The following is a 21,332-nucleotide window of genomic DNA, read 5'->3' on the forward strand; positions in this document are numbered from 1 at the left end:
AGATAGGTGAATAAGGTAAGCGGCTAGCGGCTAGAAAGCGCCAATTTTTGCTGCTAGCCGCTTACCTCACGGAACCCTCCTCTAGCCGGCTACCCGGTGTACCCACACCCAGCACCTTCAATCGCAAATAAGTTGCAGCAGTGCCTACACTTTGGGTCCTCTCGACACGAAAGCAGGTGCTATGGAAACGTTCTCGATTCACCCCATTGGCTATGTCCGTGAAAGAGACGGAAGCAAGGTACTTGAGGTGCTGCCCGAATACCGTCCCGCATTAGACAAACTTGATGAGTGGGGCCATGTGGTGAGTGTGTGGTGGTTTAGCGGCAGCGACAACCCAGATACGCGATCCATCTTGCGTCAGACACGCCCGCACCAATCAAGCCCCGGTGAGGCCGGCACGTTTGCTACCCGGTCACCACGGCGCCCCAACCCGATCGGACTGACCGTCGCAAAAATCGACCGAGTTGATGTTGAACAGGGGTTGGTTGTCATTGACCGCCACGATGCACTCCCTGACACCCCGTTATTAGATATTAAGCCCTACTCCCCTGGTTCAGATCGGGTTGAAGCACCAATCCTGCCTGAGTGGGCAGCCCACTGGCCCAAGAGCCGTGAAGAATCGGCGGTATTTGATTGGGCGAAAGAAGACGGCAAGGCATAGCACAACCGGATAACCAAGGAGCTATCACAGGCTATGTAGTGATAGCTCTTTTCGTAGCGGTAATGAACGGGTGATCGCTGTTCTGCCCAGTTCGGTATCGAATTTGCGACGACCAGATGATTAAGCGGCCAGGGGCTCTGGCCGATGAGGTAGGCCATGCGTAAATTCAACTTTCGGATGGAACGGGTAGCGAGAGTGCGCGCCATTGCCCGTGACCAAGCAAAAGCTGAATGGGCTCAGGCCCAGGGTGCGGAAGTTGAAGCCCAGCAATCGCTCGACCAATTTCGCCAGGCAGCCACGGCAGAAGCCATTGGTGTGGTTCCAGGAGCAACCTTTGCTAACCACGCTTTCACCGGGATGACGATGCGGGCACAGTCTCGAGCAATGGCCGTAACTGCGGCGAGTCAAACCTTGGCCCAGCGCCAACAAGCAACTCAAGCAGCGAATGACCGACTGATTGAACGGCAGCGCCAAGTTGATGCCATTGAGAAACTTCGGGTAGCTGCGCGCGAGCGGTGGCAGGAAGAAAATCGGCTTGAAGAAGCAAAAACCAATGACGACCTTGTTGGTACCCGAGCAGGCATCCTTCTAGCCCAAGCCAGACGCAAGAATGCCGCTTCAACTCAGACCTGATACCGCATTAACCCTCAAGGAGATGGCCCGCGGAGGTATGGCGAACCGTGCGCAGAGTTTGCGCAGCGAGGACCTAACACTATTCACCCAGAGGCCGATAACTAAGGCCAGTACAACGGTCCGAACGATGAGGGAGTGAACGCCCGGATGGCGATTGGCCAGATCAGCGCACGCATTAGTCAAATCGAGAGCACCATTGCCCAGATTGAAGGACTTACCCCCGGCAGCAACACCCAAGGTGATGGTGGGCGATTTAGTCGTGCGCTTGACCGGCGCGTTGCCGAATACGGCAAGGCCAACTCGGTACGGCAACCGACCGCAGAAGAAATTGCTGCAGCGCTTTTGGCCGGTCCGATAAACCAGAACGGTCAAACGGGTGGCACCAAAGGGTTAGAGACCTTGCAGTCCTTGCTGAATGCAGGGTCGATCCCCGGCACACTTCCTGGTGCGCCAGGTGCCGTCAGTCCGGTGGTAGGCAGTGGTCCTCTCCGTCCTGAAGTTGCTGGCCTCCCAGGTACCACCCCTGCTGGTGAAGCCATCGTCAAGATGGCCAGCCTGCACCTTGGCAAAGACTATGTGTGGGGCGGTGAAAGTGACGCTGAAGGCGGGTACGACTGCTCGGGGCTGGTACAAGATGCGTTTAAGCGCCTTGGTATCAAGATGCCACGAGTAGCCCGTGACCAGCAGCACATAGGGGTTCGTGTGAACTCATTGGCAGAGGCCAAGCCAGGTGACTTATTGACCTTTGGGAATCCAGCCCACCATATTGGTATCTACGCTGGTAATGGGGAATGGATCGAAGCCCCACGAACCGGCCTCAAGGTGCGCCGACACAAGCTCACCCGTAAGGTGACGGATATTCGCCGGGTCATCCCCGATGGAGCGACCATCGGACAGATTCAGCCCCAAAGCGCAAAGCGTGGAGCATACGTCAGCATCAACACCGCCACGCCACCGGTGGCTCCCCCCTCACCGATGCCTACCGCAGGCCAGGGAGGTGCTGCACGTCCTATTGGGGGTGTCGTACCAGGGACACCGGTAACCGCCTCAACGAGTGGGCAGGTTCGGGGAAATATGGTGATTACCCAAAGTGGCCCTGCCCCGATCATGCAGAATCACACCCAACGGTCTGATGTGCCGGTGGGCCCGAATGCAGTGGGGGCAACCCCTGCTTCAGTCAAGGTATTCAATGCCACTCAAGCTGCAGCGGCCCGCAGCAACGACCCTGAATATAAAGCCGCCTTGAACCCCTATGACACGGTCTCCAACGTGCCGTACGCCGAGCTCTTCAATAAGGCGGGACGCATGTATGGCATTAGCCCGCGTATGTTGGCCGCTATTGCTAAAACAGAAAGCAATTTCAGGCCACACCTGACGAGCCGCGCGGGTGCTGTTGGGGTGATGCAATTAATGCCAGTCACCGCCCGTGAAGTTGGGGTTCCCCTCGAGAAACGCACTGATCCGGTGTTCAATATCGACGGAGCCTCCCATTACATTGCTAAGTATTTTGCAATGCAGCCCAATGTGAGCGTGGGCCTCGCGGCATTTAATGCCGGTCCTGGTGCCGTTCGGCGTGCCGGGGGTGTACCCAATTACACAGAAACAAAAAACTACGTGCGTAAGGTCCGCGAGTATATGCACGGCATCAGCTAACCCATTCCTTCCCGTTGTTGTGGAAATCGTTGGGTTTCCGCACCATCCTTCCCCCTTCTCTTCGCCAATTAAGGCTCCCCATGATTGATCCTGCCATGTTGAATCCTGCGTCATTCTCTCCCCAAGTCAACGGGAATAGAACACGAACGAGCGCACCGAATACGGCCAATCAGTTTGCTGATCATTTTGGATCAGCACTTCAACTGATGCATGGCCATACCAGACAGTCGCGCCCCTCCCAAACCGAGAACCATACCCGTTCCAACCGTGGCGGGATGAACACACCTGGCCTCAGCCGGCGTTCATCGTCCACAACACCGTCAACGCCGTCCGTACGTGGGCAGGACCGTCCGGTGCATAGCCAACATGGTGATGCTGTGGGTGATGATGGTACCTATCATCCAGCTCCTTCCCGTTCCTCATCCACATCAACGACACACGATAGGGCACCAGACGAGAAGGCTAAGCAAGTCGATACCTCTGCTGATGACGAACAAGATGATCGTTCGGTGCGTTCCCTTAAACAGTTGCTTGCTCAGGGTACCGTACCGCTAACGTCCGCCACTGATGCCCAACAACCATCTACAGACGCGAATAATGACAGTTCGAGTGTGGATCGTATCGCTCAAGACTTAGGTGAGTTCGCACTCACCGAGACCGCTTCGGATATACCTATCACAACCCATCAAACAGACGTATTTTCCACGAATATCCAAGATATTCCAACTCCCACTCAAGGTTCTGAGCAGATTCAGATAGGTGAACATTCATCACCTCTGCCTGCCAGTGAAGGTGGCGAGGGGTCAGTCAGCACACCATTGCCTTCTCCCATTGGTGCTGGTGACGGGCAAACGGCTTCGGCCACACCGTCAGGCAGTCAATCCAATACGCCAATACCCACAACAGGTACCGTGGATAACCACATCGACGCTCTCGCGCAAGGAGCTGTCACACCTGGCACGGTAGCTGTCACGGGGCACGCACAGCCTGATGAGCACGCCATGCTTGAGGGAGCCGACGACCTAGTATCGCCATCTGGCACCACGCCAGAGAGCCCCTCGGATGGTGTACCCGGCCACGAGACACCCACGCCGCCACCAACCGCTGGAGAGTCACAGCGTGATGTATCACCGGCAGACGTACCTAGTCAAGTGTCTACTGAAACTCCGAATGACGGTACCACCGCTGATGGTGCATCTTCCGAGCACGGTGAATCATTACCCCCCGGCCAATCAGCACAAGCACCGCGAGTAGAGCAGCCGAGTACACCAATGCTCGGACAGGCGCAGGCACCTAGTCAGGTGAGCGCCAGCTCCTCTGCTCCTACGAGTGCGCCACCGCAACCAGGCCCATCGCCGATACCCCTTCCCACACCTACCCAGCAGATCGCTTCAGCGCTGGGGGCATTGCGCCGTCGCGGCGATGGGTCGTATCTAACTGAGATTACGCTCAATCCAAAGGAACTTGGACAGGTACGGCTCCAGGTACATGTTGCAGGCGTTACGGTCAATATGACCGCTAATGCGGTAGATCCCGCAACCCGTGCCCTCCTTGATGCTGGCCTCAATGATTTACGCCAAGCCCTGACTGATGCCGGTCTTGAAGGGGGACAACTTGACGTCAGCCAAGGTGACCGCCAAGACACACCCAATCAGACCGCTATCAACTATGGCGGAGGGACCGTTGAGGTTGTTGATGAAGAAGACCTCACGTTGCCAACCACCTTGGCCGATTACATCACCAGTACCGGTGTGAACACTCTGGCGTAAGGACAAGATCATGCCTTCTCTTTCTCCCGTCCCTGGTCCCATTTCGGCTGCCGATTTGATGGCCAATTCGAATGCGATCACACAAGCAGAACAAAACCGTGCCCAAGCCATATCAACGGGCGGCGTGTTGACGAATGCAAACGATTCAACACGTAATGGTGCCAGTGGTGGATTCGATAAAGACATGTTTATGCAGCTCATGATTGCACAACTGAAATATCAGAATCCCCTCGAACCCACCGATACGAACGCAATGGTGCAACAGGCCAGCCAAATGAATATGGCTGAGCAAATGAACAACCTTGCCACCAACTTCCAAGCAGCCCTCAAGCAAAGCCAAATGGCGAACGCCACCGGCATGCTTGGACATCAAGTGACTTATACCGGCCCGGATGGGAACCCGGTCACGGCATGGGTAACCGGCGTGGTATTTGGGAAAGATCCTGTCATTACAACCAGCCAGGATCACAAACTAACGATGGACCAGATTCAGAGCATTGGTGCAGTACCCAAGCCAGAACATGCCGACCCTGCGCCTTCAACACCCAACCCAGGTGCGACGGTTCCCCCTGGTACCCAGCCTCCTGCCGGCCAACCCAGCACACCAGGCGCCTCCCCTTCAGGTGAACAGGGTGACGAACGCGCTCAGGTTTTAGGTAACACTTCCGATACTTCTTCACAACAACCCCCAACTAATGCTGGTACTTCTCCACCAGCAGCTACGGGTACACCGGCTGTGACACGGCCAGAACGCCCGTAACGAGTTGTGCCCCTTCCCGTATAGGAAAAAGGATTATTCATGCTTCGTTCTATGTACAGCGGTGTCTCCGGTTTGCGTAGCCACCAGGTTTATCTCGACACAGTTGGCAATAACATCGCAAACGTTAATACTGCCGGGTACAAGAGTGGCCAGGTTGTTTTTCAAGACTTATTGAGTCAGACGATGAACGGTGCTGGCCGTCCAACAGAGGTGTATGGGGGAACAAACCCCTACCAGGTTGGGTTAGGAACAACGATTGCCGGTGTGCAAAAGAATTTCACCCAAGGCAGCGCCCAGGACACGGGTCGTACTACGGACATGATGATCCAAGGTGACGGGTTTTTTATTACCAAGAAGGTTGAAGGTGGCGGGAACTTCTACACCCGTGCTGGTTCATTGAGTCTGGACGCCAACGGTCGCTTTGTAACCCCCACAGGTGCGATGTTACAAGGGTGGCAAGCCACGCCAAACCCTGCGGCTCCAGGCGGCTTTGAAGTTAACCCCAACCGGCCGCCAGAAACGGTTCAGATTCCACTGGGCCAGATTCAGCCACCGAATGCCACCACACGCGTCAAAATTGCGGGCAACCTAGATGCCACCGCCAAACAGGATGATGTCCAAACCACATCGACCTACGTCTATGACCAGTCCGGTGGCCGTTTAGAACTTCAGCTTGAATGGAAGAAGGCCGCTGCGGCTAACCAATGGACGTTGCAGGCCAAAACAACGGCTGGGGCCAATGTTGGTGCCGCTGCCACGTTTACCTTTACCAATGGCCGGTTGCCTAATGGTGAGCAAAAGCTCACGATTCCACAAGCCGCTCTTGGTGGCCTTGGCGGTACCTTTACCGCACCTATCGACATTATCCTCAAGGAAAGCAACGAGGATGTCGACACGATCGTGCAGTATGCCGGTGAGAGCGCGACCAATGTTCGTTCCCAGAATGGCTACACGATGGGCATGTTGCGCTCATTCAATGTGGCCGCAAATGGTGACATTAACGGTGTGTTCTCCAACGGCACCCGCCGAGTCATGGGTAAGGTTGCCCTGGCGACATTCCAGAACCCCGACGGGTTGGAACGCATCGGCGAAACCTCCTTTGCCCCCACCGGTAACTCTGGTGAACCACAGATTGTGGTACCCGGTGAAGGTAACGCCGGCACCATCAAGGGTGGCAGCGTTGAAATGTCCAACGTGGACCTCAGCCAAGAGTTCACGAATATGATTTCGGCTCAGCGTGGGTTCCAAGCCAACAGCCGCATCATCACTGCTAGCGACGAGATCCTCCAAGATCTCGTCAATATGAAGCGTTAGGAATCCTATGTTGCGTCGTTTAGTTCTCAGCGTCGCAGCGACTGCGGCACTCACGGGTGCCGTTTTCGCTGCCGATGCGACAGTCTCTCCATCCCTCGCCGTCGCCGAATCTGCCTGCTACTCCAGTCCAGCTGGCGATGTAGACGATTTGGCAACCAAGCAGATCGTGAATGCGCCAGAGGCAGACTTGCTGGGCGTGTGTGTTGATCACAGCGATCAACGGGTGCAGATTTCAGCTCGTGCCATGGCCATGCACGACCCCAAAACCAGCCCTGTTTGGGAAAACGAAAAGCTTGCCCTCGGTGCGGTTATCGACACGAACCAAGATAACCAACCTGAGTTCAGCGTGAACTGGGTCCGCTTACCTGGTGGACGCGTTGAAAGCACGGTCGCACGAACCGACAACTCGGACAAAATGTGTGACGCAAAAACTTCCTTTACCGGTGTTCAGTACATCGTTGAAATACCAACTGAGTGCATTGGTAAACCAGACAACATTAAGGCAGCAGTCTTTCTTATCCGTAACCCGTCATTTTTGCCCGACGGCACACAACTTGGCCAGATCAACGATGTGCCCAATAAGCGAGGCATGGTTGGCCCCTTCCGAGTAGTGCCCGACATCATTGGTCATCGAGTACGTCGTCTATCTGGACCGAGCCGTGTACACACCGCCATGGCTATCAGCCAAAACCATTTTGGTGGGAACACCGCTGGGGCTATCGTATTGGCTCGCCAGGGTGACTTCCCTGATGCCCTTGCCGCATCGTCACTTGCCCGTGCCGTGAACGGTCCTGTATTGCTCACCGTCAATGACCAGCTCTACGGTGAAGTTGCCCAAGAGATGCGTCGGGTATTAGGCCCAGGTGGCACGGTGTATCTCGCTGGAGGCCCCAACGCCCTCAATCCTCAGGTTGAACAACAAGTCCGGTCGATGGGGTATAACGCAGTTCGTCTGGCCGGGCCAAGCCGTGTGGAAACGGCCACTGCCATTGCCAATGTGGCAAAACAACAGCCCTCAACGGTTGTTGTTGCGGATGGCCGTGAGTTTGCTGACGCATTGATTGCAGGTTCGCTGGCTTCTCACCTAGGTGGCGTACAGTTGTTGACCAATGGGAGTGACCTCCACCCCGCCAATGCACAGTGGCTGGCCAGCCACCCCGGGATCAAGGTCATTGCGATTGGTGCCAAAGCACGTGAAGCCCTTGGCACCCGAGCACACACCGTGTATGACGCAGGGAACCCGATGGCAACCAGTTTGTTAGTTGCACAAAAGGAATACACAAACCCCACCACAGTCGGTATCGCAAACGGCACACGGTTCCCTGACGGATTAGCGGGTGCACCAAATATTGCAGCCGCCCATGGTCCCCTGTTGCTGACCTATCCTGACGTGTTGCCTCCCGAGATAAAAGACTGGTTGAGCACACAAACACAGGTGACTGAAGTACGTGGTTATGGCGGTCCAGTCGCCATGAGTAACCAGATTCTCAACGACGCTGGACGCAAGTAACCCTCACACTGTTGAGCGTATCGGCAACGCTCAACCCAATCACGACAATTCTCTCTCTCCGTGATTCATTGGGCCTCCCGCATGACGTGGGAGGCCCAATGCCGTCTACACCCCGTGGGTGAAGAATGTCGAACTCCCGGTGCTATTACTCTAAGCCACTGCCCTCCCCTGCCGATTATCCAGGCCGAATGTAATCGTGAACCCAGAGGGATTAATGATTGAATTAACCCGCCTCAATGGCACCACCTTCTACCTAAATGAAGATCTCATCCAGGTTGTTGAAGAAACCCCAGACACCTTGATTAGTCTCATTGATGGCCAACGTCTGGTCGTTCGTGAAAGCGCACGAGATATTACGCGACTCATCATTCGGTTTAGGGCAGCCGTTATCGCTTCGGCGGGTGTGCCCGTTGCCCACTCCGTACCACGCCGAGTGGCCGGCGAATCATCTGACCAGAAGTAAACGCGAGAGGATTCAGCCCCGATGGCTAAAAAAGAACAAGATGTTCAAGATGAACAACCCACTGGTGGGAAGAAGAAAAAACTAATTCTTATTGCATTGGTACTTGTTGTTATTATCGGTGCCGTGGTCGCCTATTTGTGGTTTAAAACGCCGCTGATTGGCCCCGATCCCAATGCGACGAATATGCCTACCGAAGCGGTCGCAACGCACGAACCACCACTGGCCGAAAAAACCGTCAATATCGACTCCATTACGGTAAACCTTGCGCAGAACTCTGGATTCTTGAAGGTTTCAATCAGTGTGCAATTTGGCCCCGAAGTCGATCAAGCGACCTTTTCGACTTCTGCCATTAACGACGAGATTATCAAACTCTATTCACGTCTTTCCGTTCAAGAATTATCCGACCCTGCCATTAAGGAAGTGGCAAAGGATCATCTGCGTGAACGGTTAAATGAGCTGTATGGTGCAGATGCGGTATCGGCTGTGTATTACACCGAGTTCGTCACCCAATCTGTCTAACGATTCCTTTCTCTTTGTGCTCTTATGGCTGCTTCTGCAAACTCGCAACCTGACGACGCGGTGGTACTCACCCGCGACGTGACCGGTATGGTGCATGAACGCCACGTGTCGGCCTATAACTTCAAGCGCCCGAACAAGGTCACCCGTGACCATGTACGCGCCTTGCAGCTTGTGCATGAAACCTTTGCGCGTCAGCTTTCAACCATTTTTTCGTCAACCCTGCGTACGATCTGTCCCATTTCTGTAGACAGCATCGAACAAGAAACCTACGACGAGTTCATTTCAGTACTGCCCAACCCAACCTTTCTTGGGATTCTTGCCGTAGATCCATTGCCAGGGCGCGGGATGTTGCACCTCCCCCAAGACTGTGCCATGAATGTCGTTGACCGCCTCCTCGGTGGGCAAGGCCTTCCGACGAATGCTTCACGGCCAATGAGCGAAATTGAAGTAAACGTCCTTCGTGGTTTGCTTGACCGAGGGGTCCGGGAACTGAAATACGCCTTTGAATCCTTTATGAAGGTTGATGGCCGTATTGCCAGTTACGAATCGAATCCACAGTTTGCCCAGTTACTCAGCCTGTCTGACATGGTTGTTACCGGTACGTACACCTTGTCTATTGAAGATGAAAGCTGGCAGATCAAACTGAGCTTTCCCTACAACATGTTAGAACCTGCCCTGATTGCGTTTACCCAGAGCAAGCAGGCAAATGAGCATAAACCGGAAGAGCTGGCCGAAGTGCGGTTGCGGTTACGCGAACATGTTGAACAGGCAAAGGTTGAAGTTCGTGTGGAGTTCAACACCGTCAGCGTGGCCGCAGAAGAAATTATTGATTTACGTATCGGTGATGTGCTTCCCTTAAGCCACCGCGTGAAAGATCCACTCACGGTCAAAATTGGTGACCAACCATGTTTTGAAGCGCTACCAGGCCGTTCTGGTAACCGTTTGAGTTGCATGGTCATTACTGATTCATCAAATAACCCATTTTTACGTAAACCCGCCGAATTCATTGCGACAACGGTTGAACATACAACTGCTGAAGCACTCGACCCACCAATGCCTCAAGATTTCATCAACACCATTGATGATGAACAGGTTTTCCAGGAGTAATCACCGATGAGTACCGTACTTGACCTCACCGTTGCTTCACTGGCTCAAGGTATCGCTGTCACCTTGCCATCACGCTGGGATTTTACGATTGCCGAACCAGCTGACGGCGTTCCAACCTTGCCTGAGAACCCAACGGCATTGACCTGGACCGTTGGTGAATATCTTCTTGCCGTTGCAATTGACCAAGGTGCTGCAGATGTCCTCGTAGAACAAGACAATGCGGTTGACGCAGCACTTGACGGTCCTGTGGGCCAGGCTGCCGCAGTCCTTTCTGATCTCGTGGGCGGTGCCCCACTTGATGTTGGGTCGGCTCAACTTGTTGATGATCTTCAAGGCGTACTCAAAGCCGCCGATGGGGAAACCCGTTGGGTTCAACTTCTCGACGGCGACGAACATCGCGCGACGATTGCCATTCGTTTAGTCGTGACTGACGCAATGCGAGAAGAAGCCGGCGCCACCGCGCCTACGCCGTCATCAACCACTTCAACGCCCCAAGCCGCCCAAGGTAATGCGGCACCCGTATCTCAATCCATTGGCCAACAAGCAGGAACCATGTCAGGACAATCTCAAGGGAGCCGTACCAATGATGGATTTGAAAGCCCCATCGTTCCCGGCATCAACCCAAACGACCTGCCCTCTTCGTTAGGGCGCACCCCCGGCGATGCGCCTATGATGCCGCCCAATGCGGTGGCCCACCCTGCCGAGTTTGCTGCCTTTGATGACTATGGCCAGCTTGGGGGGACCCCGCACCCAATGGCGTTACTGAGTGATGTCGAACTTGGGGTGACGGCTGAATTAGGGCGTACTCGTTTGACGGTCCGTGATGTCTTGGCATTAACCCCTGGTTCTATCATTGAATTGGACCGTTCCGCAGGGGCACCAGTTGATGTGGTTGTGAACGGCACCCTCATTGCGCGCGGTGAGGTTGTTGTGATTGATGAAGAGTTTGGGGTGCGGATCACCCAAATCATGGGGATGCCTGATTTAGCCAAAGCCAATGCCCTTGAATTAGCAAGTGAAGGCTAACAACGGTTACCGTTAGCACAATGGCAGCCGACATTTCGTTTGAGGGTTCACCTGGCTGGGTTGTCCCGTTCGGGGATTGGATAGCGCCTGTCGTCGGGCAGGGCCACCCTATTGAAGCGACCGGCCTGGCAATCCGAGTGGTTATTGCCCTTGGGGTGACCGCAGGGTTACTGATTATTATCACCCACCTCCTCAAACGATTTGGATATGGCGGCGGTACCCGACATGGTGGTAGACGAACCTCATCGTCTCAACAGGAGCGTTCTCATGTGTCCGGTATCCATATCGAACAGATAGCGCCCCTCACCCGTCAAGCCAAGGTGGCCACAATCAGTGTGGACGGTCATCGCCTCGTGGTAGGCGTAACCGATCAACACGTGAGCCTGTTAAAAGATCTAGGCAGTGATCGTGATGCTGAACCTCAAGACACGGGTTCTGTACCCGGTGAACTTGAACGCTACCCAATCGACCCAGCGGTTATTCGAGCGGCTCAACTCCGTCACCGCCAAGCCGATTAAGGTCACACGCCTTCTTGGAACGTGAGAGAGTCACGCCCTTCCAAGCACAGATGAGGTGTGTTGGACACGAGCGTCCCGCCCTCTGATTGATCCAGCAAAAAAGGTTTAGTCCGTGCCCCAACCGTCCCAATCTCCTACCAAGGTGCCTCGTGCACTGGTACGAAGCGCCATTATCCAACTCGGTGTGGTGCTGATGTTGGGTGCTGTCTTGGCAGTGCTGGTGATGATGATGGATCCGGGAACCCCCGCCCAGGCACAAAATGTTGATGTTGGTGCCCAGCTCACCCAGCCAGACATCGGTGACCCCCTGAATGCAGGGCAGAATCAACTCGACCCCGGTGTGCCAAGTGTGCAGTCCCCCACGGCTGGTGAACAAGTACCGGTTCTGGAATCCACAGGAAATGCCAACCAATTTTCATTAAATGTTGATGGCATCAACCGCCCCAGTCAGGCCGTTACCATTTTGGTGACCCTGACTGTAGTCAGTTTGGCACCGAGTTTGCTCATGATGTTCTCATCATTTACGCGCATTGTTATCGTGCTGAGTGCCACACGAAATGCGATCGGGATGCCGAGCGTGCCGCCAAGCCAAGTGGTTGTTGGCCTTGCCCTCTTCCTTGCCTTATTCACGATGACACCAACCTTGACCCAGGTCAATGAAACGGCCATTCAACCGTATTTGAATGCTGAAATCACCGTTGAACAGGCTATCTCCAATGCACAAGCTCCCATTCGTACATTCATGATGCATGAAGTTGGGGATGATGAACTCGAACTCTTTATTGGGGCCAGCGGCGATACCCGCCCAGCTTCTCCCCAAGAGATTCCACTCACCACACTGATGCCTGCATTTGTACTGAGTGAAATTAAAACGGCCTTCATCATGGTCTTTGTCATCAATATTCCTTTCTTGTTGATTGACCTGATCGTGGCCGCCGTGCTGATGAGCATGGGCATGATGATGCTGCCCCCCGTCACCGTGTCACTGCCGTTCAAACTGTTGCTTTTTGTGATGGTTGACGGCTGGGGGCTCGTTGTGCAATCAATCCTGAGGAGTTTTGCGTGACCGATACTGATGTCTTACAAATTGCGTTAAGCGCCATGATGGTAGCCGCCAAAATCTTGGCACCGCTTCTCCTCGTTGCGCTGGTTATCGGGTTGATCATCGGCCTGTTACAAGCCGTCACCCAGGTCCAAGAAGTTACGCTGACTTTCGTGCCAAAGTTCATTGCGATGGCCGCCATTTTCGTACTAGCCGGGCACTGGTTTTTGCGTATCCTCATCGAGTTCACGATCGGGTTATTCAACCAGATACCCAATCTGATTAGCTGAAATGGATATCACCGTTATCGCCGGTTGGGTACTCGGTGGAGTACTCATCATGGTGCGGGCAAGTGCGTGGATGCTCACCTGCCCACCATTCAATAATCGAGCCATGCCAGTGCGCGTTCGCGTTAGTTTTGCACTCGCACTCGCTCTATTTCTCGGCCCAACGATTCGCACCGAACTGGTACCTACCGATATTGCGCCCTTACTCAATGCAGTAGTCATCAACGTGGCTGTCGGGGTGATACTTGGGGTCTTTACCAATATCTTGATTCGTGCGATGCAAGCTGCCGGTGAGTTCATCGATGTGTTTGGCGGTATCTCAATCAACCCGGCATTTGACCCAACCACGGGGCAAATGGCTAGCGGCTTTGCCCGCTTTTACGGGAACCTCACCACTGGATTATTATTTGCCATTGGTGGCCATCTCCTCTTGGTGCGTGGATTTTTGCGAACATTCGATGTTATTAGCCCTGAAGCCACGTCCATGACCGTCGGCAATGTCGAAGAGGTCGCCACACGGGCCATTCTGATATTCATTCTGGCCGCCGTAGAAATTGCCTTGCCCGCAATCGCAGTGTCCTTTGTGATTGAGATTGCCCAAGGCCTGATTGCCAAAGCTGCTCCACAGATGAACGTGATGTTAGCACTGGCACCGCTCAAGGTTGGGGTCGCCATCTTGGTAACCACACTGGCTTTTGGGATGTTACCTAACGCACTCACCAACCTCATCAATCACGGGCTAACCGCAGGATTTAACCTCTTCGGGGGGTGAGTATGGCTGAAGGACAAGGCGGGGAAAAGACCGAGGAGCCAACCCCGAAAAAAATCAAAGACTCCCGAAAAGAAGGCCAGATTCCCCGCTCAAATGATTTTGGCGGATGGTTCGGCGTGTTGGCGCTCTCCGTAATGGCTCCAACTGGAATCCACTATTTCCTGAATAACCTCGGTCAAGGGTTTACCCGATTAGATGACACGGAAATGGACCAGATCGCCATGCTGGCCTATTTAGGTGAAATGGCAACGATTGCGATCACGATTGCCGCGCCGATTGTGCTCCTCCTGGGAATTATTAACGTCGCCGCCCAATTTGCGCAGGTGCGATGGACCCCCAAAAAACTGAAGTTTGATTGGAAGAAACTCAACCCCGTTGGAGGAATAAAAAACATGTTCAAACCCACCCGTTTAGGGTGGGAAACGATTAAGAATATATTGAAGATCGCTGCCGTCACCTATGTGTGTTATAGCCCTGCCGTTGAGCTTATTCATACGCTCATTCATATCGGGGTTGGTACCGGAGCCAAGGGGTCAGCGCTCCTCATCGGCCAAGCCGCCCTTCACCTGTTACAGACCATGGTGGTGGTGGGTATCTGTATCGCCGGTGTGGACTATCTGGTGAGTCGCAAACAAATACGTGACCAAATCAAGATGTCCAAGCAAGAAATCAAAGAAGAATACAAGCAGCAAGAAGGGGATCCGCACGTTAAAGGCCAGCGGCGTGCCCGACAGATGGCCATGTCTCGCAACCGCATGATGGCGGCTGCCGCTGACGCAACCGCAGTGATCGCAAACCCAACGCACTTTTCTGTAGCCATCGCCTATGACCCACTTGTTGGTGCTCCACGGGTGGTCGCAAAAGGCCAAGGCGAGCTTGCCCTTCGTATTCGTGAAGTTGCCCTTGATAATGAGGTGCCGATTATTCACGATATTCCATTGGCACGGACGCTCTATCGTGTCGTTGAAATTGATGAACAGATCCCCGAAGAGCTCTACGAGGCTATGGCCCAAGTGCTCGCCTGGGTGTGGAGTATGCGTGCCAAGGGCACCGATACCTCCTGGATGGAAAGTCCGTATGCGGAGGACCACGAAGACCTCTTGCGCTATAAACGCAAACGGGTACCCCAAAAGCGCGGAGCCGCACCGCAAGCCCACGTCGAACTCAGTGACAACCCATAAGGTAAGCGGCTAACAGCATCTTTTCGTGTTTTCTTGCCCCTAGCCGCTTACCTCAACGTTTCGACTACTACTTAATGAACGCCTCGGCCTGTGCATCCGTGATACGGGTAGTGCCACCGTACACAAACACATTGCCAACATCGGCCTGGCCCTTTGACCAGTCAATAACCGTCTTCGCTGTTTCACGTGCGGAGAGCAACAACGGTCCACCAACACCGGCGATATGGGCGCCACCGGTAAGCGCATCAGCAAAGTCTGCGGTGGTTGCCACCCCGAACGCCTTGGGCTTGGTGAAGAAGTGCTTGGCCACATCAACACCAAGTTGTTCAGCGTTACGACCAGCAATCTTCATCGTTGAACGGGGGGTAGCTGTTATCGCCTGATCGCCGATAGCGGTGACCTTTAACGTGGTATGCGTATCTAAGAAGGCCTTAGTCTCTGGCGCCATTGTCGCACCATTGCTCAAGAGGGTTATCCCGCTGACCGCTGCGGCTGCGGGAGCGGCAATCAGGCTCGTCTGCCAGTCGGCACCATCAGCGACAAGGACTTGGGTTGCCTTGCCCATCTTGGCTAAGTGTTCAGCCGTATGAACGGCGGTCGCAGCACGGTTTGCACCGTCGATACGCACCACCTTTACACCCAATTTGGCCACGGCGTCTTCAACGGCTTGGGAGAGTGCGGCATGGCCACCCATCATGTACACCGTTTTTGCCTTCAAGCGTGTAATTTCTGCCGCAGTTACCGGGTGCAACACATCGGGCTGGCTAAGCAATACTGGCGCATTCGCAGCCGTTGCGAGTGGCGCTGCAGACACACTATCTGCCGCAATATCCCCACGGGCCAACACCACGGCCTGTGCACCATTCGCAAAGGCTTGCCGCGATGCAGCTACAGAGGTTTCATAGCGTGTTTCACCCGAAATACGAATAAGGTTTCGACTTCCTGCAGGGGCAATGGGATTGGAAGGACTTGGGTTTGGCTGGGGCAATGGCTGAGCAGGGGGAAGCTGGGGTGCAGGAATCTTTGGCAACTCCTTACCTTCACTCGCCTTATTGAAGGCTTCCTTGGTGATGGGCTCGGTGACCTTTGCATACACCGATTCGGGCGCAAATCCAGCTGGCCACACATTCATTCTCGCGTCAACCGTCGTATGGTCTTTGGTGCTGTTGGGAAGGGTGATCGGCAAAATCGTCTTAGACCGCTCAAAACTGTTGAAGTTAATCTTCAACGCACCCGGCATGAGTGGCTGGTCATCACCTGCGCTGAGGACCCCATAGGACGTGAATATTTGGTTCAAGACAATATTGACATTGTTGATTGGGTTCTTATTGGCAACATTATTAATCTTGATTGCAGAAAAATGTTGACCTGGGTTTGAAGCCATAAATTCATTCCGATAAATCCCTACATTAGGACGAGATACCAGAATATTTTGTGCATTCATATGGCTATTTCGTACTTGAAAACTATTCCCTTCAATAACCACTTGCCCAGGATGAGATTGCGTACTACCCAATGATATTGTCGTATCATTAGTACTAATCACATTTCCCTCAAACCGATTTTTAACAATTCGGATATTCTTAATAGGTCCATCCATATAAAGGATACGACTTGCAAAGAATGTACTCTGCTCAATGTCAATTGTATTATTCTTGTGACTACTACTATCATTTACCATAACAGCCGCAATGGGATCAGTGGTGCTGTTATAGATATAGCTATTCGCAATCTTTAAGTCACTGTCAGCATTAAATGCTGTTGATTGCATGTTAATTCGAACGCCACGGATTTCAAGCGGCGACTCTACATGAACAGTCCGTTCACCGGTAAGGGTAAGCAAGGGACGTGCAACATTATCCGCACCATCAGCACCCGCCGGAACATCCACACCTACGATAACAATCTTCCCGTTAGCTTTAATAGAATCAGGGAGTTGTTGAGGCTGACCATTACGAATGGTAATAGTTACCGTTCCTACTGATGGATCTTCCAGGGTTGCTGTCGCACGAGCAATCGCGTCAGCCAATCCATTACGACCAATAACATCAATTACGTTGTTACCCATAGGCTGCGCGATATTGATGTCTTGTTCCTGCGCGATCGCCACAGAGGGTAGCGCCACAGGAGCGAGCATTGAAGCTGTAGCAAGTGTGATAAGCAGAGCGTTACGAGTTTTGAATTGAATAGTCATATTCACGACTATAGGTAACAACCTCTAGATGTCTATCTCTCACTACCTCTTACTATCCTTGGTTATCTATAGTCAATAATTACCACACCAAAACCTACTCCAATATTACGAGGTAGAACTTTACCGATTATTGCATATATCAATAGATACCATGATGGCACCACCACGTACGGCGGTGCCATCATCTAGAGGCAGGACTTATGAATGAAGTGCCTCTACTTGTTCGTCAGAAATAGCCTTTGTTCCCCCATAGACAAAGAATGTCTTAATACCGGCATTTGCTTTAACCCAATTGCGGACAACAGCGGGTGTTTCACCTGGGAGCAAGATCAACGGGGCGCCTTGTTTAGCAATGTGTGCACCACCGGCGAGTGCATCGGCAAAGGTTGCCGTAGTTGCAAAGCCAACGGCTTCTGCCTTCGGGAAGAACCGTGTTGCCACCTCAATACTTAACGCAGACGGGTCATCAGCAACCACACTGGACTGAACAGACCCTGCTTGTTTCGCACGGGCACCAATGGCGGTAACCGGCAAGGCTGCATGCGTTGCTAGGAATGTGGCGGTTTCATCGGCCATTGCCGCACCATTCGTCAACAAGGTCACCCCTTCTACCTGGGCGGCAGCAGGTCCGGCAATCAGGTCAGGCTGCCAGTCAGCACCATCCACCAATAGCACGGCTTTGGCCTTCCCCATGGTGGTGAGGTGTTCAGCCGTGGTAACTGCCGTACCTGCACGGTTCGCTCCAGCGATCCGTTCAATCGTGTACCCCTGTTTAACGAGGTGATCCTCAACTGACTGATTGATTGCAACCGGGCCACCCATGAGCACGATTTTCCCGCCATTGGGAAGAAGGCGCTTAATTTCAGCCTCGGTTGCGGTATGGAGTTGGTCGGGCTGGGTGAGCAGAACAGGCGCATCGATGGCTTTAGCCAAGGGCACCGCAGAAACACTATCGGCAGCGACATCGCTACGGGCCAAAATGACGGCCTTAGCCCCACCGGTTGGGTATTGCGCCATTGAAACCGCAACCGCAGTTTCAAAACGGGTGGTTGAACCAAATCGCTTCATGGGATCATCGCCAGCAATATTGGTATCTCCGCTGGGGTTGGTGCCACCACCGGCGTTATTTCCAGGGGTACTTGGACCAGGCACTACACCACCATTCCCGTTGGGATTCGGGCGCCCGGGTGCTGGCTGATCAGGTATTTGCGGCTTCAGTGTCTTTGCTGGAACACATACCGCTTCGTATTGATCATCTGGCCCTATGGAAGTAAACCACTCCTTCAAGACCCGACGGTCTGGGTCAGCGGTTGCCAATTCCATACCCTTGGCACCCCAATAATTACATGCTTCAACGTAGTGCTTTTGTGGCAGGAACTGCCCACTAGGGCGAATCTCTGTTAATGAGGTGTGAGACACATCGTTGTATCTCATATCAACAACCACGTCATCTGATGCCAGCAGCTCCTGAATGACCTGGTCATTACGTGGTGCGACAGGTTGATTCTGACGGAACGGTGTGAGTTCCGTGAACATATTTCGATGGATACGAATGGCTCGTGGCAGAGCATTGTCTCCGAGGGTCCTGCCAACCCCTGGGACCTCAAGTTCGATAGCCGCTACCTGTTCAGATTGACCGACAAAGGCATTGCGAGTTATCGAAACACCCGGGCGCGCTACTTTGACGATTGGACCGGTGAAGGCGTTGGTGCCCACCGTGAAGGTGTTGTCTTCGATACGGGAACCGATCCCAAGATCCACTAGTGGCCCAAGTTCAAGGATGGGTTCCGAGCCACCTTCATTGATAGATACGGTGTTATATGCCAGCTCAACACGATGGATGAGCTGGTTGACGTGTGCGATACCTACGTTAGTGAAGTTGCTGCGGCTAATGGTGAGCCGCAAACTATTGTTCGTTTTCTTACTCGTTTTTACGACCGTTCCTTTGCCCGAAAAGGAGCTGCGAATGATCGAGAGATTGTTTTCAGGATCGAACAGATCACCTGCCATGTCCACCGTGAGGTTTTCGATAACCAGTGGCGATACGACCGCCACTGCAATCGGTTTGTCTTCGTACTTCGGTTGGGTGACGGTGATTCCGGGGTCTACACCTCGAATGTGCACATGGTTGAACCCAGCCGGGATCTCGTGGGGTAACTGGTAATCGTCGGCGCCTTCATGAAGCTCAATTACGAGGTCGCCTGTATGTTTGCACTGCCTGGCTGCGAAGATGGCTTGAAGGATGCTTTTGTATCCATTGGCACCAACACGCAGGACCAACTCATTATCTGGGGACGGTGCACACGCATGCGGCTCCGACATGTCCCCGGATGACTGTGCAACTGCGGGGCTACTAAGTGGCAATGAAAACGTAGTCGCTGCAAGTGCGACCAGAGCAAGTGATGAAGTTGTTCGAATGTCCATGGCAGGCAGATTAAGTGCCACCCACCAGGGTTGCTTTATATTCACAAAATATGACTTTTTGTATATGCGCTCAATGCGCTATGTTAGCAAAACCCTAACTATAGTTAGCATAACTATCAGAAAACTATCTATTAGTTATCAACAATATCGTCTACCAACTCGTCGCTAACTCGGCTGCGCCCCCCGTACACCACGATCGTATGGAGTGTTAAGTTGTCTTCTAACCATTCCTCAACTGGTTCAGTTGATGACGAGCCAATAAGGACGAGAGGGCCATCAGCGATCCCAATATGTGCACCACCGGAAAGGGCATCAGCAAAGTCAACGTCGGTTGCTACCCCGAGGGTTTCCAGAATCGGGAAGTAGTGCTTTGCTAAGGCCACGCTCAACTCAGTTGGAGTATGTGCCGTGAAGGCGTGCGCTGCACTTGGCCAGGCTTGGGTGGCGGCCGCACCAACCGTATTTACTGGGATACCAATGTGGTCATCAAAGAACTGCTTCGTTTCTGGTGGGAGCGTCCGCCCCGACGATACGAGCACCACCCCGTGCAAGGTTGCTGCAGTAGGTGCTGCGATCAGTGAGGTTTTCCAGTCATTCCCATCGGCAAGAAATACGCTTGATACCCAGCGCTTTGCTACCAGTTGACGAGCAATCTCTGTCGCTGTGGCAGCTCGGTTTGGCCCAGCAATCCGTTCAACGGTGACACCAAGTTTCACCACTTCTCGTTCAACTTGAGCCGAAATAGCGACGGGACCACCCATCAGATAAACCTTGCCACCCCTTGGTAATAGACGCCGAATTTCTGCCGCAGTCGCAGGGTGTAGCGCTGTGGGCTGTGTTAATAAGACTGGGCCATTGACTGCCTTAGCAAGCGGTCCAGCAGACACGCTATCGGCAACCACATCACTACGGGCAAGCACCACGGCATTCGCACTATGGGCGAACTGGGCCTGAGATGCATTCACCGACGTTTCAAACCGCGTTTCCCCTGCGATACGACGAACGGTACGCACAGGCTTATGGTCAGGGTTACCGCCAGGCAGCGCAATCGGAGGTGGGTCACTGATAGGGCTATCGGTATCTGGTGGGAACACCACATCCACATTTTCAGTGGCGCTGCCCTCATAGGCCAACGGCTCATGCGCATCGTCATGATCGGGGGCATGGGCTAAGGAAGAAGGCGCCGCATGGGCTGGGTTCGACACAGTCAAACCCGTTGCGAGCAATGAACACCAGGTAAGTGTGCGAAACCACGTTAAGGAAACCATGTACTGGACTATAGGCGAGGAAGGAAGGAAACGAAATGGTAAAGATTGTCCATTCGATTGAGTTTTTATTACTAGCGGTAATGGGAATGGCACCGACTGTGCCGGTGCCATTCACGTAAATACACGGTTATGACTTCGTTAACCGCTCAACTTGGGTATCCCCAATACGAGTTGGTCCACCATAGACATACCCCCGTTCAAGCGACGGCGTACCATTCAACCACCCCTTCA

The 21,332-nt window shown here is 53.5% G+C and carries 19 protein-coding genes; 16 read left to right on the plus strand and 3 right to left on the minus strand.

Features of this window, described 5'->3' with window-relative positions; translation table 11 throughout:
• Positions 1 to 181 precede the first annotated feature (181 nt).
• From VCU37_RS08665 to VCU37_RS08740, 16 genes are all read left to right on the plus strand, one after another.
• Positions 182 to 661, plus strand: a complete 480-nt coding sequence (locus VCU37_RS08665) for a TrmO family methyltransferase domain-containing protein (RefSeq protein ID WP_336250250.1) — start codon at positions 182 to 184, stop codon at positions 659 to 661.
• A gap of 156 nt (positions 662 to 817) precedes the next feature.
• Positions 818 to 1,294: a hypothetical protein gene (locus tag VCU37_RS08670; RefSeq protein WP_336250251.1), complete on the plus strand. Its 477-nt coding sequence runs from the start codon at positions 818 to 820 to the stop codon at positions 1,292 to 1,294.
• Positions 1,295 to 1,429: 135 nt separating this feature from the next.
• Positions 1,430 to 2,947: a transglycosylase SLT domain-containing protein gene (locus tag VCU37_RS08675; protein ID WP_336250252.1), complete on the plus strand. Its 1,518-nt coding sequence runs from the start codon at positions 1,430 to 1,432 to the stop codon at positions 2,945 to 2,947.
• 80 nt (positions 2,948 to 3,027) lie between these two features.
• Entirely contained in the window at positions 3,028 to 4,716 is a 1,689-nt protein-coding gene (locus VCU37_RS08680; protein ID WP_336250253.1) for a flagellar hook-length control protein FliK, read from the plus strand.
• Between the two features lie 10 nt (positions 4,717 to 4,726).
• A complete protein-coding gene (locus tag VCU37_RS08685; RefSeq protein ID WP_336250254.1) occupies positions 4,727 to 5,476 on the plus strand; it encodes a flagellar hook assembly protein FlgD in 750 nt (249 codons plus the stop codon).
• Between the two features lie 39 nt (positions 5,477 to 5,515).
• Positions 5,516 to 6,790 carry a flagellar hook protein FlgE gene (locus VCU37_RS08690; RefSeq protein ID WP_336250255.1) on the plus strand — a complete coding sequence of 425 codons (1,275 nt, stop codon included), beginning with the start codon at positions 5,516 to 5,518 and terminating at the stop codon, positions 6,788 to 6,790.
• Between the two features lie 7 nt (positions 6,791 to 6,797).
• Complete coding sequence (locus VCU37_RS08695; RefSeq protein ID WP_336250256.1) at positions 6,798 to 8,300, plus strand: cell wall-binding repeat-containing protein; 1,503 nt, start codon at positions 6,798 to 6,800, stop codon at positions 8,298 to 8,300.
• A 214-nt stretch (positions 8,301 to 8,514) separates the two neighbouring features.
• Entirely contained in the window at positions 8,515 to 8,763 is a 249-nt protein-coding gene (locus VCU37_RS08700) for a flagellar FlbD family protein (protein ID WP_336250257.1), read from the plus strand.
• 21 nt (positions 8,764 to 8,784) lie between these two features.
• Positions 8,785 to 9,282, plus strand: a complete 498-nt coding sequence (locus VCU37_RS08705; RefSeq protein ID WP_336250258.1) for a flagellar basal body-associated FliL family protein — start codon at positions 8,785 to 8,787, stop codon at positions 9,280 to 9,282.
• Between the two features lie 24 nt (positions 9,283 to 9,306).
• The gene (fliM, locus tag VCU37_RS08710) at positions 9,307 to 10,389 is read left to right on the plus strand and encodes a flagellar motor switch protein FliM (RefSeq protein ID WP_336250259.1); all 1,083 of its coding nucleotides are present in this window, start codon (positions 9,307 to 9,309) and stop codon (positions 10,387 to 10,389) included.
• Positions 10,390 to 10,395: 6 nt separating this feature from the next.
• Positions 10,396 to 11,415, plus strand: coding sequence for a flagellar motor switch protein FliN (gene fliN / locus VCU37_RS08715; RefSeq protein ID WP_336250260.1), 1,020 nt, complete (start codon positions 10,396 to 10,398; stop codon positions 11,413 to 11,415).
• Positions 11,416 to 11,435: 20 nt separating this feature from the next.
• On the plus strand, positions 11,436 to 11,933 hold the full coding sequence (locus VCU37_RS08720; protein WP_336250261.1) for a flagellar biosynthetic protein FliO: 498 nt from the start codon (positions 11,436 to 11,438) through the stop codon (positions 11,931 to 11,933).
• 112 nt (positions 11,934 to 12,045) lie between these two features.
• Positions 12,046 to 12,999, plus strand: a complete 954-nt coding sequence (fliP, locus tag VCU37_RS08725; protein WP_336250262.1) for a flagellar type III secretion system pore protein FliP — start codon at positions 12,046 to 12,048, stop codon at positions 12,997 to 12,999.
• On the plus strand, positions 12,996 to 13,265 hold the full coding sequence (locus VCU37_RS08730; RefSeq protein ID WP_336250263.1) for a flagellar biosynthetic protein FliQ: 270 nt from the start codon (positions 12,996 to 12,998) through the stop codon (positions 13,263 to 13,265). Before fliP ends, VCU37_RS08730 begins: the two co-directional genes overlap by 4 nt.
• 1 nt (position 13,266) lies before the next feature.
• Positions 13,267 to 14,034 carry a flagellar biosynthetic protein FliR gene (locus VCU37_RS08735; protein ID WP_336250264.1) on the plus strand — a complete coding sequence of 256 codons (768 nt, stop codon included), beginning with the start codon at positions 13,267 to 13,269 and terminating at the stop codon, positions 14,032 to 14,034.
• A 2-nt stretch (positions 14,035 to 14,036) separates the two neighbouring features.
• Positions 14,037 to 15,215, plus strand: coding sequence for an EscU/YscU/HrcU family type III secretion system export apparatus switch protein (locus tag VCU37_RS08740; RefSeq protein ID WP_336250265.1), 1,179 nt, complete (start codon positions 14,037 to 14,039; stop codon positions 15,213 to 15,215).
• A 67-nt stretch (positions 15,216 to 15,282) separates the two neighbouring features.
• Here the strand turns inward: VCU37_RS08740 and VCU37_RS08745 are convergent, their stop codons facing one another.
• The 3 genes from VCU37_RS08745 to VCU37_RS08755 form a co-directional block, all read right to left on the minus strand.
• Positions 15,283 to 17,409 carry a cell wall-binding repeat-containing protein gene (locus VCU37_RS08745; RefSeq protein ID WP_336250266.1) on the minus strand — a complete coding sequence of 709 codons (2,127 nt, stop codon included), beginning with the start codon at positions 17,407 to 17,409 and terminating at the stop codon, positions 15,283 to 15,285.
• Between the two features lie 198 nt (positions 17,410 to 17,607).
• Positions 17,608 to 19,833, minus strand: a complete 2,226-nt coding sequence (locus tag VCU37_RS08750) for a cell wall-binding repeat-containing protein (protein ID WP_336250267.1) — start codon at positions 19,831 to 19,833, stop codon at positions 17,608 to 17,610.
• A gap of 131 nt (positions 19,834 to 19,964) precedes the next feature.
• Entirely contained in the window at positions 19,965 to 21,101 is a 1,137-nt protein-coding gene (locus VCU37_RS08755) for a cell wall-binding repeat-containing protein (RefSeq protein ID WP_336250268.1), read from the minus strand.
• Between the last annotated feature and the right edge of the window lie 231 nt (positions 21,102 to 21,332).

This window comes from Stomatohabitans albus, from assembly GCF_036336025.1.
GTDB lineage: Bacteria > Actinomycetota > Nitriliruptoria > Euzebyales > Euzebyaceae > Stomatohabitans > Stomatohabitans albus.

Coding starts and splice junctions, on each gene's coding strand:
- VCU37_RS08665 (WP_336250250.1), top strand. CDS start 182: ATGGAAACGTTCTCGATTCACCCCATTGGCTATGTCCGTGAAAGAGAC.
- VCU37_RS08670 (WP_336250251.1), top strand. CDS start 818: ATGCGTAAATTCAACTTTCGGATGGAACGGGTAGCGAGAGTGCGCGCC.
- VCU37_RS08680 (WP_336250253.1), top strand. CDS start 3,028: ATGATTGATCCTGCCATGTTGAATCCTGCGTCATTCTCTCCCCAAGTC.
- VCU37_RS08685 (WP_336250254.1), top strand. CDS start 4,727: ATGCCTTCTCTTTCTCCCGTCCCTGGTCCCATTTCGGCTGCCGATTTG.
- VCU37_RS08690 (WP_336250255.1), top strand. CDS start 5,516: ATGCTTCGTTCTATGTACAGCGGTGTCTCCGGTTTGCGTAGCCACCAG.
- VCU37_RS08695 (WP_336250256.1), top strand. CDS start 6,798: ATGTTGCGTCGTTTAGTTCTCAGCGTCGCAGCGACTGCGGCACTCACG.
- VCU37_RS08700 (WP_336250257.1), top strand. CDS start 8,515: ATGATTGAATTAACCCGCCTCAATGGCACCACCTTCTACCTAAATGAA.
- VCU37_RS08705 (WP_336250258.1), top strand. CDS start 8,785: ATGGCTAAAAAAGAACAAGATGTTCAAGATGAACAACCCACTGGTGGG.
- fliM (WP_336250259.1), top strand. CDS start 9,307: ATGGCTGCTTCTGCAAACTCGCAACCTGACGACGCGGTGGTACTCACC.
- fliN (WP_336250260.1), top strand. CDS start 10,396: ATGAGTACCGTACTTGACCTCACCGTTGCTTCACTGGCTCAAGGTATC.
- VCU37_RS08720 (WP_336250261.1), top strand. CDS start 11,436: ATGGCAGCCGACATTTCGTTTGAGGGTTCACCTGGCTGGGTTGTCCCG.
- VCU37_RS08735 (WP_336250264.1), top strand. CDS start 13,267: ATGGATATCACCGTTATCGCCGGTTGGGTACTCGGTGGAGTACTCATC.
- VCU37_RS08740 (WP_336250265.1), top strand. CDS start 14,037: ATGGCTGAAGGACAAGGCGGGGAAAAGACCGAGGAGCCAACCCCGAAA.
- VCU37_RS08745 (WP_336250266.1), bottom strand. CDS start 17,409: ATGACTATTCAATTCAAAACTCGTAACGCTCTGCTTATCACACTTGCT.
- VCU37_RS08750 (WP_336250267.1), bottom strand. CDS start 19,833: ATGGACATTCGAACAACTTCATCACTTGCTCTGGTCGCACTTGCAGCG.
- VCU37_RS08755 (WP_336250268.1), bottom strand. CDS start 21,101: ATGGTTTCCTTAACGTGGTTTCGCACACTTACCTGGTGTTCATTGCTC.